The organism is Cellulosimicrobium cellulans (assembly GCF_016907755.1).
Classification (GTDB): Bacteria; Actinomycetota; Actinomycetes; order Actinomycetales; family Cellulomonadaceae; genus Cellulosimicrobium; species Cellulosimicrobium cellulans_D.
This window is the reverse complement of sequence record NZ_JAFBCN010000001.1, coordinates 4115081-4134932: the sequence shown is the minus strand read 5'-3', so window position 1 is coordinate 4134932 and position 19852 is coordinate 4115081. Positions and strand designations below refer to the sequence as shown.

Below are 19852 nucleotides of genomic sequence, written 5' to 3'. Positions count from 1 at the left end.
GGGTCCGCAGGACGGCCGGATCGGCTGGTCGAACCGGGTGACGCCCGCGCCGCGGTGCGGAGCGCCCCGGGGCGCGCGTGCGCCGTCGACCCCCGTGCCCGGGACCCCCGACGACTGGACCAGAGTGCACAACCCCTTCCGCTCCCGCGCGCCCCAGAACCGTGACGTCGAGACCGACGCCTCGGACGCCACCCTCACCGAGACCGCTCTCGAGACCGCCGAGACGCCCAGCCGTCGCGCCGCCCGCTCCGCGCGGACCCTGCGCACGACGCGTCGACGCCGCTGGTCCGTCGTCGGAGCGGCCACCGCCGTCGTGCTCGTCGGCTCGGGCGCCGTCGCGTACGGCGAGGCCAGCAAGACCGTGACCATCGACGTCGACGGCGAGCTGACGACCGTCAGCACGCTCGCCGGCTCGGTGTCCGGCGCGCTCGACGCGGCCGGCGTCGAGGTCGGCGCGCGCGACCAGGTCGCACCCGACCCCGCGTCGGCCCTCGACGACGGCGACGAGGTCGTGGTGCGCCTCGGCAAGCAGGTCACCGTCCAGACCGACGGCGAGCAGTCCGACGTCTGGCTCACCGCGCTCGACGCGGACGAGGCGCTCGAGACGCTCGCCGAGCGCGGCGGCGACGTGCGCCTCGTCGCGTCGCGGTCCGGTGAGCGCGCGTCGCTCGACCTGCGCCTCGACACCGACGGCCCGGTGAACGTCGTCGCGGACGGCGAGACCACGGTCGCCCCCGACGGCAGCATCGGCATCCCCGCGATCCTCGAGCAGCAGGGCATCGCGCTCGGCGAGCTCGACCGCGTGAGCGTCCAGCGCGTCGACGCGGCCGAGCCGGGCGCGCCGACGGTCTCGCTCGTCGTCCAGCGCGTCGTCGTCGAGCAGCAGCAGATGGCGACGCCCGTCCCGCACGGGACGGTCCAGCAGCCCGACGGCTCGAGGTACACCGACGAGTCCGCCGTCGCCCAGGCCGGGGCCGACGGCGTGACCACGACGACGTTCGAGGTCACCCTCGTGGACGGCGTCGAGGAGTCGCGCGAGCAGCTCTCGCAGGAGGTCACGACCGCGCCCGTGGACGAGGTCGTCGTCACCGGCACGCAGGAGCGCCCGAAGGACCCGCGCGCGATCGGGCAGGCCATGGCCGCCGCGCGCGGCTGGACCGGGTCGCAGTGGACGTGCCTCGAGAAGCTGTGGACCAAGGAGTCCAACTGGAACCCGACGGCGGACAACCCGACGTCGAGCGCCTACGGCATCCCGCAGTCGCTCCCCGGCTCGAAGATGGCGAGCAAGGGCGCCGACTGGGCGACCAACCCCGCGACGCAGATCGCCTGGGGCCTGGACTACATCGCCGGCTCGTACGGCTCGCCGTGCGGCGCGTGGTCCCACTCGCAAGCCACCAACTGGTACTGAGCCGCCCGGCTCCGGTCCCGTCCGCTCTTGTCGGGGCGAGCGGGACCAGCGTCGACGGTGAGTCGAACGCCGAGGGTGCGGCGCGGGGAGGATGCGGCGGGTCGTGGCGGGCCTGGCGGGAGCCGCGAGGCACGAGCGGCGGATGGTAGACCCGCCGCATCCTCCCCGTGGCGCACCCGGAGCCGCGCTTCCCGCACGAGACGCCCCGCAGGCGGGTGCGTCGGCCGACTAGGATCGGGCACCATGACCCACATCCTCTCGGCCGTGGCGTGGCCGTATGCCAACGGGCCGCGCCACATCGGCCACGTCGCAGGTTTCGGTGTCCCGTCGGACGTCTTCAGCCGGCACATGCGCATGGCGGGTCACGACGTCCTCATGGTCTCGGGCACCGACGAGCACGGGACGCCCATCCTCGTGCAGGCGGACAAGGAGGGCGTGACGCCCCAGGAGCTCGCGGACCGGTACAACCGCGTCATCGTCGAGGACCTGCACCAGCTCGGGCTGTCGTACGACCTGTTCACGCGCACCACGACGCGCAACCACTACGCCGTCGTGCAGGAGATGTTCCGCACGGTCCACAAGAACGGGTACATGGTCGAGCAGACGACCATGGGCGCGATCTCGCCGTCGACGGGCCGCACGCTGCCGGACCGCTACATCGAGGGCACGTGCCCCATCTGCGGCTACGACGGCGCGCGCGGCGACCAGTGCGACAACTGCGGCAACCAGCTCGACGCGATCGACCTGATCAACCCGCACAGCCGGATCAACGGCGAGACGCCCAAGTTCGTCGAGTCGAACCACTTCTTCCTCGACCTGCCGGCGTTCGTCGACGCGCTGGGGGACTGGCTGCGCACGCGTACCGAGTGGCGCCCGAACGTCCTGAAGTTCTCGCTCAACCTGCTCGACGACGTGCGCCCGCGCGCCATGACGCGCGACATCGACTGGGGGATCCCCGTCCCGCTGGAAGGCTGGGAGTCCAACCCGAGCAAGCGCCTCTACGTGTGGTTCGACGCGGTAATCGGCTACCTGTCGGCCTCGATCGAGTGGGCGCGGCGCAGCGGCGACCCGGACGCGTGGCGCGCGTTCTGGAACGACCCCGAGGCGCGGTCGTACTACTTCATGGGCAAGGACAACATCACGTTCCACTCCCAGATCTGGCCGGCCGAGCTGCTCGGCTACGACGGCCGGGGGAACAAGGGCGGGGCACCGGGGGCGTACGGGAACCTGCAGCTGCCGACCGAGGTCGTCTCGAGCGAGTTCCTCAACGTCGAGGGGCAGAAGTTCTCGTCGTCGCGCGGTCTCGTGATCTACGTGCGCGACATGCTGGCCCGCTACCAGCCGGACGCGTTCCGGTACTACGTCGCGTCGGCGGGTCCGGAGACGCAGGACGTCGACTTCACGTGGGCGGACTTCCAGCGCCGCACGAACGACGAGCTCGTCGCGGGCTGGGGCAACCTCGTGAACCGCACGGCGAACCTGGTCCACAAGAACTTCGGGGCGATCCCGGAGCCGGGACAGCGCCAGCCGATCGACGAGGGCGTCCTCGCCACGACGACGACCGCGTTCGGCCGGGTGGGCGAGCTCATCGCGACGCACCGCCAGCGCGCGGCCGTCGCGGAGGCGATGAAGACGGTCGGCGAGGTGAACAAGTACGTGTCCGACACCGAGCCCTGGAAGCTCAAGACGGACCCGGACCGCCTCGCGACCGTGCTGCACACCGTGACCCAGGCGGTCAGCGACCTCAACACGATCCTGTCCCCGTTCCTCCCGCACTCGGCGCAGCAGGTGCACGAGGCGTTCGGCGGGACGGGCACGATCACGCCGCAGCCGCGCATCGACGAGGTGACGGACCTCGACGACGACTCGCGGCACTACCCGGTCATCACGGGCGACTACCGGGCCGAGGGCCTGGCGACGTGGGAGCCGAAGGCCGTCGTGCCGGGCACACCGGTGGGCAAGCCGACGCCGGTGTTCACCAAGCTCGACGACTCGATCGTCGAGGAGGAGCTGGACCGCCTGCGCGAGACCGCCTGACCGTGGCGAAGCAGCGCGAGCGCGGGTGGCCGCCCGACCCGGAGCCGCTGCCGGTCCCGGTGGTCGACAACCACACGCACCTCGACTCGATCCCTCACGTCCTGCCCGACGACGTCCCTGCACCGAGCGTCGCGGACCACCTCGCGCGCGCGGCCGCCGCGGGGGTGGACCGCCTGGTGCAGGTCGGCTGCGACCTGCCGTCGGCCCGCTGGACCGACGCCCTCCTGCGCGGTGTCCCCGCGGCCTGGAAACAGGCGGACGCCCCGGCTGAGCAGGGGGTTCCTGCCCGTCCGGGGGTGGTGACGGGCGACGACCCCACGCTCGGCGAGGCGGCGGCCGACCGTGGGCGGCTGCTCGGGGCCGTCGCCGTCCATCCGAACGAGGCGGTGCTGCACGGCGGGGTGCGGGAGGTGGGGCCGGACGGGCTCTTGCCCGACCCGCAGGCGCACCACGACGTCGCGCTCGACGACGCCGTCGCCGAGATCGCGGCGATCGCGCGCGGCAACGACCGCGTGCGGGCGATCGGCGAGACGGGGATGGACCTGTTCCGTACAGGGTCGCAGGGCGAGGCTGTACAGCGTGAGGCGTTCCGCGCGCACGTCGCGCTCGCCAAGGAGCTGGGGCTCGCGCTGCAGATCCACGACCGCGACGCCCACGCCGAGGTGCTCGACGTGCTCGCGCGGGACGGTGCCCCGGAGCGGACAGTCTTCCACTGCTACTCGGGCGACGCGGCGATGGCCCGGTTCTGCGCGGAGCAGGGCTGGTTCCTGTCCTTCGCGGGACCGGTGACGTTCCGCGCCAACGACGAGCTCCGGGCCGCGCTGCGGGAGGTGCCGCTCGGGCAGGTCCTGGTCGAGACGGACGCGCCGTACCTCACGCCGCACCCGTACCGGGGTCGTCCCAACGCCCCGTACGTGCTGCCGACGACCGTGCGTACGGTCGCCGAGGTGGTGGACCTGCCGCTCGCGGACGTCTGCGCGCGGCTCGCCGCGACGTCGGTCGCGGTCTACGGGCCCTGGTGACGCAGGCACGGCGGAGGCAGACCCGTCGCCGCGCGTCGCCGCCCGTTCCGGGGCGAACCGGAGGTTTCGTCCGGGGTCACGTTTCGGCTACGGTCAGGTCCGTGCGTCGCGCGCCGTGCGCCGACGACGTGCCCCACCTCGCCCTCGGCGGTCGCCGAGGGCCGCTTCCCAGAAGGGACCGCGCGCGTGCTCGCACCTGACGGAACCGGTCGCCGGCGCCTGCAACGGCTGGCGGCCCGGGGCGTCGTCGTCGCGAGCCTCGTGGTCGTCACGGGCGCGTTCGCCTCGCTCCAGAAGAGCGTCACGCTCGACGTGGACGGCGAGCTGTACGACGTCTCCGCGTACGGGCGCACGGTCGCCGAGGTGCTCGACTACCAGGACGTCGCGGTCGGCGCGGAGGACCTCGTCGAGCCGGGCCTGACGGACTCCGCGCACGACGGCGGCACGATCGTCGTCCGGACGAGCCACGACGTGACGATCGAGATCGACGGCCAGGTCCAGACGATCTCGACGACGGCGCGCACCGTCGGAGAGCTCCTCACCTACCTCGGCCCGCGCGCCGAGGGGGCCGTGACCGAGGTGTCCCGTACCCAGGCGCTCGGCCGCGACCCGATCCGGGTCTCCACCCTCAAGACCGTGCACGTCGCCGTGGACGGCGCGGTCATGCCCATCACGACGGCGGAGCCCACGGTGCGCGGCGTCCTCGCGACGGCCGGCATCGTGCTGGCCGAGGGCGACGGGACGTCGGCGCCGCTCGACGCCGCCGCGGTGGACGGCATGCTCGTCCTCGTGAGCCGGGCCGCAGCGTCGGCGACGACCGTCACCGAGGTGCTGCCCTTCGCCACGGAGGAGGTCGAGGACCCGAACCTGCCGAAGGGGCACCGGGTCGTCGTCCAGTCCGGCCGCGTGGGCGAGGCGACCACGACGTACGCCGTCCAGACCCTCGGCGGCGCCGAGGTGTCGCGCACGGTCCTCACGCGCACCGTCACGACGGAGCCGCGGAACGAGGTCATCAAGGTCGGGACGATGGACATCTCCGTCTCGGTGGACCCGGGCTCGGCCCGGGCGATCGGCCGGTCGCTCGCGGCCCAGCGCGGCTGGGGCGACGACGAGTTCACGTGCCTCGACAAGCTGTGGACCAAGGAGAGCAACTGGCGCGTCGACGCCGACAACCCGAGCTCGAGCGCGTACGGGATCCCGCAGGCGCTGCCGGGGTCGAAGATGTCGAGCGCGGGCGCCGACTGGCGCACCAACCCGGCGACGCAGATCACGTGGGGCCTCGGCTACATCGAGGGCCGGTACGGCACGCCGTGCTCGGCGTGGTCGCACTCGGTCGCCAAGGGCTGGTACTGAGACCGGCGCGGCGCCCGCGGTCCGCGAGCGCCGCGGCGCGCTAGGCCTCGAGCATCTCCAGGTAGTGCGGGTTCTGCATGATCCCGAGCACGTTGCCGAACGGGTCGACCACGGACGCCGTGACGAAGCCGGTGCCCTCACCACGCTCGACGACGCCCTCGTACTCGGTCGCCCCGAGCGCGAGCAGCCGGGCGAACGCGTCGCGCACGTCGTCGACGTGCCAGTTCACGATCGCGCCCCCGGGGGTCTCCGGCTGCGGGCGCGGGGACCAGGACCGGGCGATGATGCCGAGCTCGTCCTGGCGGTCGCCGACGCGGAACTCCACGTACCCGCCCGGGACCACGTAGTAGGGGTCCGTCCCGAGGACCTCCGCGTACCACGCGGCCGCGGCCTCCAGGTCGTCGGCCCACAGGTTCAGCGTCGCCATCCCACGCAGCATGCTCGTCTCCCTCGTCGTCGTCCCCGGATCCGGCCCGGGGACCGCGGTCGTCGACCCCGGCGGGACCGACACCACGACAGTAGGACCCCATGCGGAACCTGCGGTTCCGCATGGGGTGCCAGGATGGGATCCGTGCTCGACACCTCCGTGCGACTCCTCCGCCTCCTCGCGCTCCTCCCGTCGCGCCCCACGTGGTCCGGCCCCGACCTGGCGGAGCGGCTCGGCGTCACGACCCGCACGGTCCGCAACGACGTCGAGCGGCTGCGGCTCCTCGGGTACGAGGTGCGGTCGGCTCCGGGGACCGCGGGCGGCTACCGGCTCGGGTCCGGGACGGCGCTGCCCCCGCTGCTCCTCGACGACGAGGAGGCGGCCGTCGTCGCGGTGTCGCTGCGGGCCGCGGCCACGGGGTCGATCACCGGGGTCGAGGACGCCGCGCGACGCGCTCTCGTCAAGCTCGACACCGTGCTGCCCGCGCGGCTGCGCGCCCGGGCGGACGCGCTGCGCGCCGCGGTCGCGAGCGCGCCGGTGGCGGGGTCGCCGGTCGACGCGCGGGTGCTCTCCGAGATCGCCGGTGCGGTCGCGGCGCGGACCGGGCTGCGCCTCGAGTACCGGGCCCACGACGGGACGACGACGGACCGGGCGGTCGAGCCGTACCGGCTCGTGCACCTGGGGCGGCGGTGGTACCTCCTGGCGTTCGACCTGGGCCGCGACGACTGGCGGACCTTCCGCCTCGACCGGCTGCGCCTGCGCACGCCGGGCGGGCCCCGTTACACGCCTCGCCCCGTGCCGGGCGGAGACGCGGTCGCCTACGTGGTCCGCGGAGTGGGGTCGATCGCGTGGGCGCACCCCGCCCGCGTGCGCCTGCACGCGCCGGCGAGCGTCGTGGCGGAGCGGCTCGCGCCGGAGGCGGGGGTGCTCGTCGACGACGGCCCGGACGCGTGCGTGCTGGAGACCGGGGGGACGTCCCTCGCCCAGCTCGCGGGCTTCCTGCTGGGCCTCGACGTCGACCTGACGGTGCTGGAACCGCCCGAGCTGACGGCATCGCTGGCACGGGTCGGGGCGCGGGCCGTGCGTGCCGGACACGCGTGACGCGGCACGGTGCGGGCGACGCCCCAGCGTCGCGTCGGGGCGACGTCGGGGCGACGTGGGCGGTGACGCAGGGGTGAGAAGTGCGTGGAGAGGCCCGCGACATACGCGCAGAAAACCGGACAGAACCTCCCAGTCTAGCGGCGCGAGGGTTGGACTTCGATAACGGATCGGTTACGGTCGAACGTCGCTCGCGTGCGAACGGCGTGCCTCGGGGTCCTTCCGGACCACGGGAGGCGTGCCCGGACCTCGCGGGCGGTGCGCCGTCGTCGGGCCCTGGGGAAGGGGCGCCGGGGTTGGCGCCGGCAGCCGGATCGGCCGCTCGAGACCCGCGGACGCACGTGTGCGCCCGCCGTGGAGGACGTCTGTCCGCCACGGGCCGCGGGTGGTGCGCACGCGCCGTCGAGCCTCCGTGCCCGGGACCCCCGACGACTGGACCCGAGTGAAGAACCCCTTCCACCGGACCGCTGACGCGGCCGGCGCCCCCGAGAGCGCCGACACGAACCTGCAGGACCCCCTGACCCCCTTCGAGACCACCGACGGCCTCGCGGAGAGCCCCCAGGGCCCCGCGACCACCGCCCGCCGTCGTCGCCGCTGGCCCCTCGTGGCCGGCGCCACCGCCGTCGTCCTGCTCGCGACCGGCGCCGTCGCCTACGGCAGCGCGCGCAAGACCGTCCAGCTCGACGTCGACGGCCAGATCACCTCCGTCACGACCTTCGCCGGGTCCGTGGAGGGCCTGCTCGCGGAGCAGGACGTCGCCGTGGGCGACCGCGACCTCGTCGTGCCCGACGTCGACTCCGCCCTGCGCGGCGGCGGTGACGTCGTCGTGCGGTACGGGCGCGAGGTGCCCGTCCAGGTGGACGGCTCCCAGTCCTCCGTCTGGCTGACCGCGCTCGACGCGGACGAGGCCCTGACGACCCTCGCCTCGCGCGGCAGCGACGTGCGCCTCGTGGCGTCGCGCTCCGGCGAGCGCGTGTCGCTCCCGATCCGCCTCGACGCGGACGGCCCCGTGAACGTCGTCGTGGACGGCGAGACCAAGGTCGCGCCCGACGGCAGCATCGGCATCGACGCGATCCTCGACCAGCAGGGCGTGCAGCTCGGCGAGCTCGACCGCGTCCACGTGGAGAAGTCGGACCAGATCGCCGCGGCCCAGGCGGACGCCGCTGCCGAGGCGGCACCTGCCGCCGACGCCGCCGCGACCGAGGACGCCGACGCCGCCGCGACCGAGGACGCCGAGGCTGCGGCCGACGCCGCGCCGGTCTCGCTCGTCGTGCAGCGCGTGAAGGTCGAGGAGGTGCCGACCGCGGCGGCCGTGCCGTTCGAGACGGTCACCGAGGAGGACGCGAACCGCTTCAAGGACCTCGACCCGGTCGTCAAGCAGGAGGGCGTCGAGGGCGTCCACACGACCGTGCACCGCGTCACGACGGTCGACGGCGTCGAGGAGTCGCGCGAGCTCGTCTCCGAGGGCGTCACCACGCCCCCGGTGAACAAGATCCTCGTGCAGGGCACCAAGGAGCGTCCCAAGCCCGAGCCGAAGCCCACGACGCAGCAGCGCTCGTCGGCCCCGTCGTCGTCCGGCGGTTCGTCCGCGCCGGCCGCCGACCTCGGGTCCGCCCCGGGCGGCGTCTGGGGTGCGCTCGCGCAGTGCGAGTCGGGTGGCAACCCCGCGACGAACACGGGCAACGGCTACTACGGCCTCTACCAGTTCTCGGCGTCCACGTGGCGCGCGATGGGCGGCTCCGGCCTCCCGTCGGAGGCCTCGGCCGCCGAGCAGACGCAGCGCGCCCAGGCGCTCCAGGCCCGCTCGGGCTGGGGCCAGTGGCCCGCGTGCGCGCGCAAGCTGGGTCTCCTCTGACCCGCTAGCAGGACCCGCGGCCGCCCGACGGCCGCACCGCGGAGGGCGGGGCGCACGGCGCCCCGCCCTCCGTCGTCCCCGCGACGTCCGACCCGTGCCTGCCCCGGTCGGTAGGCTTGGCTGTCATGAGCGACACCCGCGGTGCCCTGCTGGGTCCGGCCGAGATCCGTGACCTGGCGGGCCGCCTCGGCGTCCGCCCCACCAAGACCCTCGGCCAGAACTTCGTGCACGACGGCGGCACCGTCCGCAAGATCGTGCGGGCCGCGGACGTGCGCGCGGGGGAGCGCGTCGTGGAGGTCGGGCCGGGGCTCGGCTCGCTCACCCTGGGGCTGCTCGAGGCGGGCGCGAGCGTCGTCGCGGTCGAGATCGACCCGGTCCTCGCGAAGCAGCTCCCCACGACGGTCGCCGCGCACGTCCCCGACCTCGGCGACCGACTCGAGGTCGTCGGCGCGGACGCCCTGGAGGTGACGACCCTGCCCGGGGAGCCCCCGACGGCGCTCGTCGCCAACCTGCCGTACAACGTGGCGGTGCCCGTGCTGCTCACGTTCCTCGAACGGTTCGACTCGCTCGAGCGCGTGCTCGTCATGGTGCAGGCCGAGGTCGCGGACCGGCTAGCCGCCCCGCCCGGGTCGCGGACGTACGGCGTCCCGTCGGTCAAGGCCGCCTGGTACGCCGACGCCCGCCGCGCCGGGACGATCGGCCGCAGCGTGTTCTGGCCGGTGCCGAACGTCGACTCCGCGCTCGTCGCGCTCGACCGCCGCGAGCCGCCGACCACGACCGCCACGCGCGAGCAGGTGTTCGCCGTCGTCGACGCGGCCTTCGCGCAGCGGCGCAAGATGCTCCGCTCCGCGCTGTCCGGCCTCGCCGGCTCCGCGAGCGTGGCCGCCGAGGTGCTCGTGGCTGCCGACGTCGATCCGCAGGCGCGCGGCGAGGTGCTGGACGTCGCAGCCTTCGCGCGCGTCGCCGAACAGCTCGTCCTGCGCGGCGGCCTCGACGAGCGCCCCGCCCGTGGTGCCGCACCCGCGGAGCGTCGCACCGGACGACCTGGCACAGTGGACGCGTGACACCCCCGCGACCGCCGAGCATCGCCCTCGCGCCACCCCCGTCCGTCCGCGTGCGCGCACCCGGCAAGGTCAACCTCTCGCTGCGGGTCGGGGCGCTGCAGGACGACGGCTATCACCCGCTCGTGACGATCTTCCAGGCCGTCGGGCTGAGCGAGGACGTCGTCGCCCACCAGGTGCCGCCGGGCTCGGGCGTCTCGCTCAGCGTGACCGGGCTCCAGGCCGACGTCGTGCCGACCGACGAGACGAACCTCGCGTGGCGGGCCGCCGTCGCGCTCGCGGAGCACGTGGGCGTCGACCCCGACGTGCGGCTCGAGATCCACAAGGAGGTCCCCGTCGCGGGCGGCATGGCGGGCGGGTCCGCGGACGCCGCTGCCACGCTCGTCGCGTGCGACGCGCTCTGGGAGGCCGGCGTGCCCCGCGCCGACCTCGTCCGGCTCGCCGCGGGGCTCGGGGCCGACGTCGCGTTCGGGCTCGTGGGGCACACCGCCGTCGGGACGGGGCGGGGGGACGTGCTCACGCCCGCGATGACGCGCGGCGAGTTCCACTGGGTCTTCGCCGTCCAGGCCGACGGCCTCTCCACGCCGGAGGTGTACCGCACGTTCGACGAGACCGTCGGCGGCCCGGCCGAGCTCGACCTCGCCGAGGACACCGCGCTCATGCAGGCGCTGCGCGCCGGGGACGCGGTCGGCCTCGGGCAGGTGCTGCGCAACGACCTCCAGGGCCCCGCGCTCGCCCTGCGCCCCGAGCTCCAGCGGACGATCGACGTCGCGACCGAGGCCGGGGCGCTCGGCGCGATCGTCTCCGGCTCCGGCCCGACGGTCGCCGCCCTCGCGCGCAGCCGACAGCACGCGCTCGCGATCGCCGCGTCGTGGACGGCGAACGACGCGTGCGACACCGTCTGGTGCACCACCGCCCCCGCGTCGGGGGCCCGCGTCGTCGCGCACTGACCGCCAGCCGGGTGTGTGGCTCGCCACGCGCCCGACAGGGCCTGCGCGTAGGGTCGCCGTCATGTCAGGAGACCGGCTCGGACTGCTCAGCCTGCGGCTCGACGCCGCGTACTGCCTGGTGCTCGGCGCCGTGGTCGCCGCCCTCGCGCCGTCGTGGGCGCCCGCGCTGGGGGTGCCGGTGCCGGTCGTCGCGGGGATCGGGGTCGCGGTGGTGCTCTGGGCGGCGGTCGTCGCCTGGATGACGGCGCGGCTGCGGCTGCGCGTCGCCCTCCGCACGGTCATGGTCGCGAACGTCGTCGCCGCCGCTGCCGTCGCCGCCTTCTCGGCGACGACGGCCGGCGCCCTCGTGCTGCTCGCGGTCCTGGCGGTCGCCGCCGACGTCGGCCTGTTCGCCGGCAGCCAGGCCGTCGCGCTCCGCCGGCTGCGGACCGCGACCCCGGGCCTCGTGACCTAGGACGGGTCTCGTCAGCCATCGGTCTCCTTCGTCGGCCACCCAAGAGCAGGCAGAGCGTGACGTGCCGAGGATGACGACTCCACGGTCGAAGGTGGTGCACCACGGCGAGCTTCACGTTCGACAGCAATGGCCAAGCCGACCTGCAGAAGCACACGGAGCAGCAGCTGAAGAAGGCTGAGGCCGAGGCGAACAGGGCGGCTGCACGGGAGTCGACGCCTGAGGCCAGGGCCCGAGCCTTCGCGCGGGTCCTGCGCAAGTACGGGGTCGAGAACGTCAACGAGGCCGAGCTTCGCGAGAAGTCTCAGTCGCTGAGCTCGCGCTCGCCCGCGGTGTGGCTCGGCGTCCGTACCCTTGCGTCGTGCCAACCAGCGTGTCGGACCGCTCCCTGCGAGGCGGTCACGTGTTCGTCGACGAGAGCAAGAAGCAGGACTACCTGCTCGTCGCCGCGGTGATCATCCCCGGCGAGCTCGCGCTCGCGCGCAAGATGGTGCGTGGGCTGCAGAAGCCAGGCCAGCGCCGGCTGCACATGGTCAAGGAGTCCCCGGCGCGTCAGCACACGATCTTGTCGACGCTCGGCACGCTGGGCGCGCGGGTCACGATCTACCAGGCCGGGGTGGGGTACCGCACGAACATCGAGCGGCGCGGAGCATGCCTCGAGAGGCTCGTCGAGGACATCGCCACGGCGGGCTGCGCTCGGTTGATGCTTGAGAGTGAGCAGGGAGAGGAAGAGCGCGACCGGCGTCTGCTGTATCGCGAGACGGGCCGGCGTGGGTGCCGGGACTCGTTGACCTACGCCCACGCGACCGCGGCCGCCGAGCCGCTGCTGGCGATCCCGGACGCGATCGCGTGGGCGTGGGCTCGTGGTGGTGATGTGCGTCGTCGCGCCGAACCGCTGGTCGCCGACGTCGTCCGGCTCTAGACAGCGCGAAACCCGAGCGCCACAACCGTCCGGAAGGGTCTCGGGCTCACTTCCCGCCGCTAGTGCGGCGAGCTGGCTCAATCTTAGGCACCCGTGTTGCGCGCGTGCAACGAACCGCCGATCCCCACGAGGTGATCTTGGGCGTTCTCCCCTGCCAAAACTCTCACTAGCTCTCGCGGAGCCAGGCGAGCTGGCGGGCGAAGCGGTAGGCCTGACCGCCCTCGTGCTCGTTGAAGCGGTAGACGTCGATCGCGCGCGCGACGTCCCCGGCGCCCGCGTCCGCGGCCCAGCCGTTGTACGCCGCGTACACCGTCGAGGGCGGGCAGACCGGGTCCATGAGGGCGACCGAGAACAAGCCGGGGGCGGTCGCGCGGCGGGCGAGGCTCGCGCCGTCGAGGTAGGAGAGCGTGCGGAAGACGGCCTCCTCGTGCTCGCGGTGGACGGCGAGGTAGCGCGTGATCTCGGAGTAGGGCGCCCTGTCGGTGATCTCGACGGCGCGGCGGTAGTGCGTGAGGAACGGGACGTCGGGCATCGCGGCGACGAGACCGTCGCTCAGACCGGCGACGGCGATCGTCAGGCCGCCGCCCTGGCTCACCCCGGTGACGGCGACCTGCGCGGGGTCGATCCCCGCGATGGTCCGGACGGCGTCGACCGCGCGCACCGCGTCGGTGATCACGCGACGGTAGTAGTGCTCGTGCGGGTCGAGGATGCCGCGCGTGAGGAACCCCGGGACGGCCGGGCCGGACCCGACCGGGTCGGGCGTGTCGCCCCCGGTGCCCCAGCCGCTGCCCTGACCGCGCGTGTCGACGACGAGGTGCGCGTACCCCGCGCTCGCCCACAGCAGGTGCTCGTGCGGCAGGCCGCGACCGCCCCCGTACCCGAGGTACTCGACGACGGCCGGGAGCGGCGCGGCGTCCCCGGCGGCAGCCGCGCGAGCGGCCGCCGCGGGCCGCACGAGCCAGGCCCGGACGGGCTGGCCGCCGAAGCCCGGGAACGTGACGTCGTCGACCACGACCGTCTCCAGGCCGGCGTCGACGCGGTCGAGGCGGACGGTCTCGGCGAGGTCACCGCCCGCCGCACGGGAGTCTGTGAGCGTCGTCGCCCAGAACGCGTCGAGGTCGGCGGGCTCGTCGAGCGCGGGGGCGTAGGCCTCCAGCTCGGCGAGGGGCAGGTCGAAGAGCGGCACGGGGGATCCTCCGGGGGGCGCAAAGGTCTGACGTCGGGCATCGATGTCGGGCCGTGACGACTCTAAAGCCTGTCGAACAACCTCTGGGGCGTTCGGCAGCGTCCTTCTCGGACGTCCCTATGCCGCGGTGGCGGTGCGGGTTCCCACGTCGTCCGGGCTGGTTTCGTCGGCGCGCGTGCGTCGGCCAGAGCCGTCCCGTCGGTGGGCGTTGGTGACCTGGCCTCGCGCTTCGGGGTCCAGGACCTGGGAGAAGTGCTGTTCGCCCCAGGTGGCGAGGTTGACCGCGGCGTTCAGGTCGCGGTCGATCGTGAGCCCGCAGTTCTCGCAGACGAAGACACGGTCTGCGAGGGTGAGCGTTGTGGTGACGTCCTCGCAGTTGGAGCAGGTCTTCGAGGACGGGAACCACCGGTCAGCGGTCAGGATTTGCCCGCCGTGCCAGGTTTGCTTGTAGGTGATCTGGCGGGCGAGCTCACCCCAGGCCGCGTCCGAGATGGCTGCGGCGAGCCGGTGGTTGGTGAGCATGCCGGTGATGTTCAGGTCTTCGAGGACGAGCCGGTCGTGGGTCTGGACCAGCAGGTTGGAGACCTGGTGCAGGAAGTGGTGACGGCGGGCACGGACCCGTTCGTGATGACGGGCCAGGCGTGCGACGGCGGCCCGCCTGTTCGCCGAGCCCTTGACCTTGCGGGACACGGACTTCTGCAACCGGCGGGTGACCGGTTGCGCTGCCCGTAGCGCCTTGGGTGCCGCTGTGATCCGCAGGGTCTGGGTGCCGTCGGTCAGGGCGACGACGACGGGTGCGTGCAGTCCGCGGTCAACCCCGGCCCAGCCGCCGTGGTCGGCGTCGATGCGCTCGACATGGCGGGCGGCGGGGTGCAGGTCGGCTGCCTCGACGTTCAGGCTGATCCACCACCGGCCGCCACGGCGCGAGATGGTGGCGAACAGGATCCGCGCACGCCCGCTGGCGAGCATGCGGCGCAGTCGGCGGGTGTCGTCGTGGACCTTGATCGCGCCGATGCCGGGCAGCGTGACCGAGCGGGGTCCAGCCTCGCCGAGACGGATCGTGGCCCGCTGGCCGGCCTTGGTCGTGGAGACCTTGTTGCGCATGCGGAACGAACCGCGTTCGTGGTTCTTCTTCTTGAACCGTGGGTGCCCGACCGGCCTGCCGGCACGTTTGCCGCGCCGGGAGTCGGTCCACGCCTTGAGGGCTTTGCCGAGGTCGACGACGGCTTCCTCGAAGACCTGCGCGCAGACCTCGGCCCGCCATGCTAGGCCGGTCACCTCGACGTCCGTCTGCCCAGCGGCGTCGACGACGAACCGGCGGCCGGCGGCCTCGCTGCGCTTCCACGCGTTGAACGCGTTGATCAGGTCGAACCCGGTCCACGGCACCGGCACGGCGTCGACGTCGACGGTGCTCTTGGCAACGTGGCGGGCGTTCAGGTGCAGTCGCAGGCCCTGGTTGAACGCGAACCGGGCGGCCCCCTCATGACGGGCCAGGGCGCGTGCCTGCTCCACGGTGGGGTCAGCCACCAGCTGGAACGTCGTGTGCCGAGCCATCGCCGAGCACGCTACCGACCAGCACTGACACGACCCGGGATGTCAGCGCCGACCTGCACGATCGCGTCCGTGTGACTGTCCAGCCGGCCCGCGCCGCCGATACCCGTCCGACCTGACCGAAGCCGCATGGTGGCGCATCCGGCACCTCGTCATGCCGGTCCGCGGCGACCGCGGTGGGCGACCGTGCTGCGAGCATCGATGGCGCGAGTACGTGAACGCACTGCTGTTCATCGTGACCACCGGCATCCCGTGGCGCTCGCTCCCGCACGACTTCACCGTGACCTGGTCCGCGACGCACAAGCACTTCACCAAGTGGACGAACACGAGGCTGTGGGAGCAGATGCTCGCCGGCCTGCGCGCCGAGGACCGCGTTCACGCCGGCCGCGACAAGGCGCCAACGGCGGCCGTCGTGGACTCATCCTCGGTCAAGAGCACGCCCGTGCCCGGGCCGCGCGGCTTCGACGGAGCCAAGAAGATCGACGGCATCAAGCGGCACATCCTCGTCGACACGGCCGGATGACTCCTGGCCGTGCACGCCACCGCCGCCAATGTCCAGGACAGGGCCGCGTTCGCGCAGCTGCTCACGCGCAACCGATGCCGCACCGTGCGCCGGGTGTGGGCCGACAAGGGCTACATCGGCCAGGCGCCCGCCCAGGCCGCCGCCAGCGCCGGGATCGAGCTGGAGATCGTGTCGGGCCCCAAGCCCGCCGACGCCTTCGTCGTCCAACCACGCCGATGGGTCGTCGAACGCACCAACGGATGGATCAACCGCCACCGACGACTCGTCCGGCAGTATGAGAGCACCCTCGGCGCTCACGAAGCATTCGTGATGCTCTCCCAGATCAGGCTCCTGCTACGCCGCCTCGAACCCAGGTAGTTCTTCGACAGGCTTTAGCGCCGTCGTCGCGGGCCCATGGCCGCACTAATAATGCGCATCATCCCTTTGACCCCTGCGGGGTCGTTGCGGCGAGACTGCCACCAGCCGCCGCCGCGCGCGCGGCGCCCGGTCGGCGACGAGGCCGCCGGTGAGGAACCGATGGAGGTCCCCCTGTGAGAACCCGAGCAGCAGCACCGCGCCGCAGACCCGGCGTCGTCGCGACGACGGTCGCCGCCCTGACGGCGATGCTGACGGCCGGTGCGGTCGCCCCCGCCGGCGCTCAGACCGGAGCGCCCACGACGTTCGGCGCGAGCGCGCCCGCCACGGCCCCCGCGGTGGCGCGCACCAACCCGGACGACGGGCCGTCCGCGTCCGACCTCCCCGTGTTCGAGTACCGCGGCGTGATCACCGACAAGGAGTCGATGACCTACAACCCGACGGACGAGTTCATCTTCCCGAGCGTCTTCCACGCGGGCGCCTACCTCGACGACCCGCTGGGGGAGTGGTACCTGTACTACGCCCCGCACGACTCCCCGGGCGGCATCTCGCTGATGTATGCCGACTCGCTCGAGGGCCCGTGGACGGAGTACGCCCACAACCCGATCGTCGCGAACGAGTGGTTGCCCTTCTACGAGCGCGTCTCGCACGTCTCGTCGCCCGACGTGCTGTGGGACGACGCGGCAGGCCAGGTGCTCCTCTACTTCCACGGCGAGAACTCCACGACCCGCTGGGCGACGTCGCCCGACGGCGTCGCGTTCGACGACTCCGGGGTCGCCGTGACCAACGCCGACGGCGGTGCGGGGACCACCGAGACGTCGTACGCGCGCGTCGTCGAGCACCCGGACCCGGCGTCCGGGTACCGCTTCGCGATGACGTACATGCAGAACCGGACCGACAACATCCGGCGCATCAAGGTGGCCGAGTCGGTCGACGGCAAGGCCTGGGTCGTGCGCCCCGACCCGCTCGTCGTGCCCGACGCCGCGACCGGGACGAACGTGTCCGGCGGCAACCTGTGGGAGTGGGACGGCCAGCTCTACGTGATCTACCACGGCTCCACGGGCATCACCTTCGCCCGCACGCTCGACCCGACGATGACCCAGGTCGGGCCGAGGTGGGAGCTGCACCGGGCCACCGGGGTCGGGGACGACACCGGCCGGGTGGCCGCGCCGGAGATCGTGACCGACGGTGACGAGACCTACCTGTTCTACGAGTCCGGGGACCGCCTGGGCGCGACGATCGCGTGGGCGCAGCGCGACCCCGACGCCGTCCGGCCGCCCGAGCCCGGCGAGGACACCGACCCGTTGCGCGAGCAGTGCAGCGGTGCGGCCTCCGACGAGTTCGACGGCGCCGCCCTCGACCCGGCGCTGTGGTCCGTCGTCCGGGGGGACACGGCCCGGCACGAGCTCGTGGACGGCGCGCTCCGCGTCCCGACGTACGCCACCGGTGTCGCGGGGGCGTCGCTGCCGCTCCAGGCGGTCCCGGACGGGTCGTGGGAGGTCACGACCGCGGTCTCCGTCTCCCCGGCCGAACGCTTCCAGCAGGGCGGCCTGCTGCTGTACCGCGACGACGCGAACTACGCGAAGCTCGACCTCGTGCACGGCTCGCTCGGGCCGCGGGTCGAGTTCATCTGGCGCCAGAACGGCACCGACCGCAACACCGGGTTCGACTCGGTGGTCCCGCCGGCCGGCCTCGGCGACACGTTCTGGCTGCGTCTCGCGAGCGACGGGAGCGCCGTGCAGGCGTCGGTGTCGGTCGACGGGGTCGAGTTCGCTCCCTGGGGCCGCACGGTGGACGTCGCCGCGCTCGGCGCGACGGGCGTCGGGCCGTTCGCGATGCGCGGGTCCGCGACGCCGCCGGAGATCGTCGCGTCGTTCGACTGGTTCCGGTGGACCCCGACCGCCGACGAGGCGGCAGCGTGCGACGACGACGAGCCCGCCGTCGAGGCGCAGGCGGTGTCGCGGTGCCTCGCGGGCCGCGCGTACGTGGCGGTGACGGCGCGCAACGACGGCACGGCGCCGGTCTCGATCCGGCTCGCGACCCCGGCGGGCGAGCGCACCGTCGCCGACGTCGTGCCCGGCCGCAGCGCCTACCAGTCGTTCGCCACGCGCGCGACGTCGGTCGCGGCCGGGGCGGCGACGGTCGAGGCCGTCGACGCCGACGGCGTCGCCCACGGCTCGACCTCGGTGCCCTACGACGCGCTGACCTGCGGGTAGCCCCGCCGGCGAGCGCCGAACAGCGGGCCCAGGGACGCACCTCGGAGTGCGTCCCTGGGCCCGTCGTGCCTCTCCCGGCGGGTCTGCCCGAGACCCGAGCGCGGTCGCGCACCGGGCGATTATGCGGATCACCGGTGGCTCACCGAGGGCCCGAGTCTCACCGCTCTCGACGTAATAATGCGTATTACCGCGTTGACCCACGGGCGTCGCGCTGGCGAGACTCCTGGCACGTCATCGACGACGTGATCGAGGAGGATCCATGCCGAGGCACCGCATCACCCAGGCCGACGTCGCCGCCATGGCCGGCGTCAGCCAGGCGACGGTCTCGTTCGTGCTGAACGACAGCACGCCCGCCGGCGTGCGGATCAGCGAGGAGACTCGGCAGCGCGTCCTCGACGCGATCCGGATCACCGGCTACTCGGCGAACCCCGTGGCCCAGCGCCTCGCGGGCGGGCACAACCAGATCCTCGGCGTCTTCACCTACGAGGCGACGTTCCCGCGCGCGGGTCGTGACTTCTACGGCCCCTTCCTCGTCGGGATCGAGCACGCGGCCGAGAAGCTGGGCATCGACATCCTGCTCTTCACGAGCGCGCGCGTCGTCGACGGGCGCCGCCAGCTCACGCGCGACGGGTGGCAGCGACTCGGGATCGCCGACGGCTGCCTGCTGCTCGGCCAGCACGAGGACCGTGGGGAGCTCCAGCACCTGCTCGACACGAACTACCCGTTCGTCTTCATCGGCAAGCGCGGCAGCGACGGCGGGCGCCTGCCCTACGTGGGGGCCGACTACGTCGCCGCGACCGCGCGCCAGGTGGAGCGACTCGTGGAGCTCGGGCACGAGCGCATCGGGTACGTGGGGCCGCGCGGCACCGACCAGCCGACGCTCGACCGCGTGGACGCCTACCGCGCGACGATGAAGGCGCACGGGCTGACGGTGCGGTTCGTCGAGCTGGACGGCGTCCCCGCGACGGCCGCAGAGATCGTCGACCAGCGGCTCACGGCGGTCGTCGTCGCGCCGGAGAACTACCCCGAGGAGCTGGTCGACGAGCTCGAGGGGCGCGGCGTCCGGGTACCCGACGACGTGTCGTTCCTCCTCCTGGGCCAGCCCCACCACGGACGCCCGGGCGGGCGCCGGTGGTCCGGCTTCTCGATCCCGCGCGAGGAGATGGGCGCGCGCGCCCTCGTCCTGCTCTCGCGCCTCGTCGCCGCCGAGTCCGGTCCGGCGCGGTCCGACCGCCGGTCGGCGCGCGCCGCGCGGGTGCCGGAGGACGAGCTGCACCAGCTCCTCGAGTGCGTCGAGGTGGACGGCGAGACGGTCGCCCGGCCGTCGTCCGCCGCGCCGAGCGACGCCCGCACCCGCCCGGACCACCCGTCCCGCAGCGTGCCCGCCCCGGGCGCCTGACCCCCCGTCCAGACCTCAGAGCACCAGAGCACCAGAGAA

17 protein-coding genes are annotated in these 19852 nt (G+C 73.5%); 14 read left to right on the top strand and 3 right to left on the bottom strand.

Features of this window, described 5'->3' with window-relative positions:
* The first annotated feature begins 124 nt into the window (after window positions 1–124).
* From JOE63_RS17875 to JOE63_RS17860, 4 genes are all read left to right on the top strand, one after another.
* Window positions 125–1408 carry a G5 domain-containing protein gene (locus JOE63_RS17875; RefSeq protein ID WP_307840203.1) on the top strand — a complete coding sequence of 428 codons (1284 nt, stop codon included), beginning with the start codon at window positions 125–127 and terminating at the stop codon, window positions 1406–1408.
* Between the two features lie 243 nt (window positions 1409–1651).
* Entirely contained in the window at window positions 1652–3445 is a 1794-nt protein-coding gene (gene metG, locus JOE63_RS17870; RefSeq protein ID WP_087469749.1) for a methionine--tRNA ligase, read from the top strand.
* 2 nt (window positions 3446–3447) lie between these two features.
* Complete coding sequence (locus tag JOE63_RS17865; RefSeq protein WP_204542862.1) at window positions 3448–4467, top strand: TatD family hydrolase; 1020 nt, start codon at window positions 3448–3450, stop codon at window positions 4465–4467.
* 186 nt (window positions 4468–4653) lie between these two features.
* Window positions 4654–5820 carry a ubiquitin-like domain-containing protein gene (locus JOE63_RS17860; RefSeq protein ID WP_204542861.1) on the top strand — a complete coding sequence of 389 codons (1167 nt, stop codon included), beginning with the start codon at window positions 4654–4656 and terminating at the stop codon, window positions 5818–5820.
* Window positions 5821–5860: 40 nt separating this feature from the next.
* Here the strand turns inward: JOE63_RS17860 and JOE63_RS17855 are convergent, their stop codons facing one another.
* Window positions 5861–6247, bottom strand: a complete 387-nt coding sequence (locus tag JOE63_RS17855; protein ID WP_239576748.1) for a VOC family protein — start codon at window positions 6245–6247, stop codon at window positions 5861–5863.
* Window positions 6248–6391: 144 nt separating this feature from the next.
* On the opposite strand from JOE63_RS17855, the gene JOE63_RS17850 reads away from it, so the two are divergent.
* The 6 genes from JOE63_RS17850 (at window position 6392) to JOE63_RS17825 (ending at window position 12584) form a co-directional block, all read left to right on the top strand.
* Window positions 6392–7348 (top strand): helix-turn-helix transcriptional regulator, encoded by a 957-nt coding sequence (locus tag JOE63_RS17850; protein ID WP_087469745.1) that lies wholly within the window; start codon window positions 6392–6394, stop codon window positions 7346–7348.
* 409 nt (window positions 7349–7757) lie between these two features.
* A complete protein-coding gene (locus JOE63_RS21515; RefSeq protein WP_307840202.1) occupies window positions 7758–9200 on the top strand; it encodes a transglycosylase family protein in 1443 nt (480 codons plus the stop codon).
* A gap of 125 nt (window positions 9201–9325) precedes the next feature.
* Complete coding sequence (rsmA, locus tag JOE63_RS17840; RefSeq protein ID WP_204542859.1) at window positions 9326–10264, top strand: 16S rRNA (adenine(1518)-N(6)/adenine(1519)-N(6))-dimethyltransferase RsmA; 939 nt, start codon at window positions 9326–9328, stop codon at window positions 10262–10264.
* The gene (locus JOE63_RS17835) at window positions 10261–11211 is read left to right on the top strand and encodes a 4-(cytidine 5'-diphospho)-2-C-methyl-D-erythritol kinase (protein WP_204542858.1); all 951 of its coding nucleotides are present in this window, start codon (window positions 10261–10263) and stop codon (window positions 11209–11211) included. The genes rsmA and JOE63_RS17835 overlap by 4 nt, the downstream gene beginning before the upstream one ends.
* 61 nt (window positions 11212–11272) lie before the next feature.
* Window positions 11273–11665: a hypothetical protein gene (locus JOE63_RS17830; protein ID WP_087469742.1), complete on the top strand. Its 393-nt coding sequence runs from the start codon at window positions 11273–11275 to the stop codon at window positions 11663–11665.
* A gap of 358 nt (window positions 11666–12023) precedes the next feature.
* Window positions 12024–12584 carry a hypothetical protein gene (locus JOE63_RS17825; protein ID WP_307840201.1) on the top strand — a complete coding sequence of 187 codons (561 nt, stop codon included), beginning with the start codon at window positions 12024–12026 and terminating at the stop codon, window positions 12582–12584.
* Between the two features lie 166 nt (window positions 12585–12750).
* Here the strand turns inward: JOE63_RS17825 and JOE63_RS17820 are convergent, their stop codons facing one another.
* Window positions 12751–13770, bottom strand: a complete 1020-nt coding sequence (locus JOE63_RS17820; protein ID WP_087469741.1) for an acetylxylan esterase — start codon at window positions 13768–13770, stop codon at window positions 12751–12753.
* A gap of 117 nt (window positions 13771–13887) precedes the next feature.
* Window positions 13888–15324 (bottom strand): transposase, encoded by a 1437-nt coding sequence (locus tag JOE63_RS17815; RefSeq protein ID WP_239576746.1) that lies wholly within the window; start codon window positions 15322–15324, stop codon window positions 13888–13890.
* Between the two features lie 112 nt (window positions 15325–15436).
* Between JOE63_RS17815 and JOE63_RS17810 the strand changes: the two genes are divergently transcribed.
* From JOE63_RS17810 to JOE63_RS17795, 4 genes are all read left to right on the top strand, one after another.
* Window positions 15437–15844, top strand: a complete 408-nt coding sequence (locus JOE63_RS17810; RefSeq protein ID WP_275582920.1) for a transposase — start codon at window positions 15437–15439, stop codon at window positions 15842–15844.
* Between the two features lie 9 nt (window positions 15845–15853).
* Window positions 15854–16201, top strand: a complete 348-nt coding sequence (locus JOE63_RS17805; protein ID WP_157759463.1) for a transposase — start codon at window positions 15854–15856, stop codon at window positions 16199–16201.
* A 173-nt stretch (window positions 16202–16374) separates the two neighbouring features.
* Entirely contained in the window at window positions 16375–18414 is a 2040-nt protein-coding gene (locus tag JOE63_RS21745) for a DUF1349 domain-containing protein (RefSeq protein ID WP_204542854.1), read from the top strand.
* A gap of 259 nt (window positions 18415–18673) precedes the next feature.
* Complete coding sequence (locus JOE63_RS17795; protein ID WP_204542852.1) at window positions 18674–19813, top strand: LacI family DNA-binding transcriptional regulator; 1140 nt, start codon at window positions 18674–18676, stop codon at window positions 19811–19813.
* Window positions 19814–19852 lie beyond the last annotated feature (39 nt).

What these genes read in the sequence shown, in the direction of transcription:
- metG (WP_087469749.1), top strand. Translation starts at nt 1,652, where the DNA reads ATGACCCACATCCTCTCGGCCGTGGCGTGGCCGTATGCCAACGGGCCG.
- JOE63_RS17855 (WP_239576748.1), bottom strand. Translation starts at nt 6,247, where the DNA reads ATGGCGACGCTGAACCTGTGGGCCGACGACCTGGAGGCCGCGGCCGCG.
- rsmA (WP_204542859.1), top strand. Translation starts at nt 9,326, where the DNA reads ATGAGCGACACCCGCGGTGCCCTGCTGGGTCCGGCCGAGATCCGTGAC.
- JOE63_RS17830 (WP_087469742.1), top strand. Translation starts at nt 11,273, where the DNA reads ATGTCAGGAGACCGGCTCGGACTGCTCAGCCTGCGGCTCGACGCCGCG.
- JOE63_RS17815 (WP_239576746.1), bottom strand. Translation starts at nt 15,324, where the DNA reads ATGGCTCGGCACACGACGTTCCAGCTGGTGGCTGACCCCACCGTGGAG.
- JOE63_RS17795 (WP_204542852.1), top strand. Translation starts at nt 18,674, where the DNA reads ATGCCGAGGCACCGCATCACCCAGGCCGACGTCGCCGCCATGGCCGGC.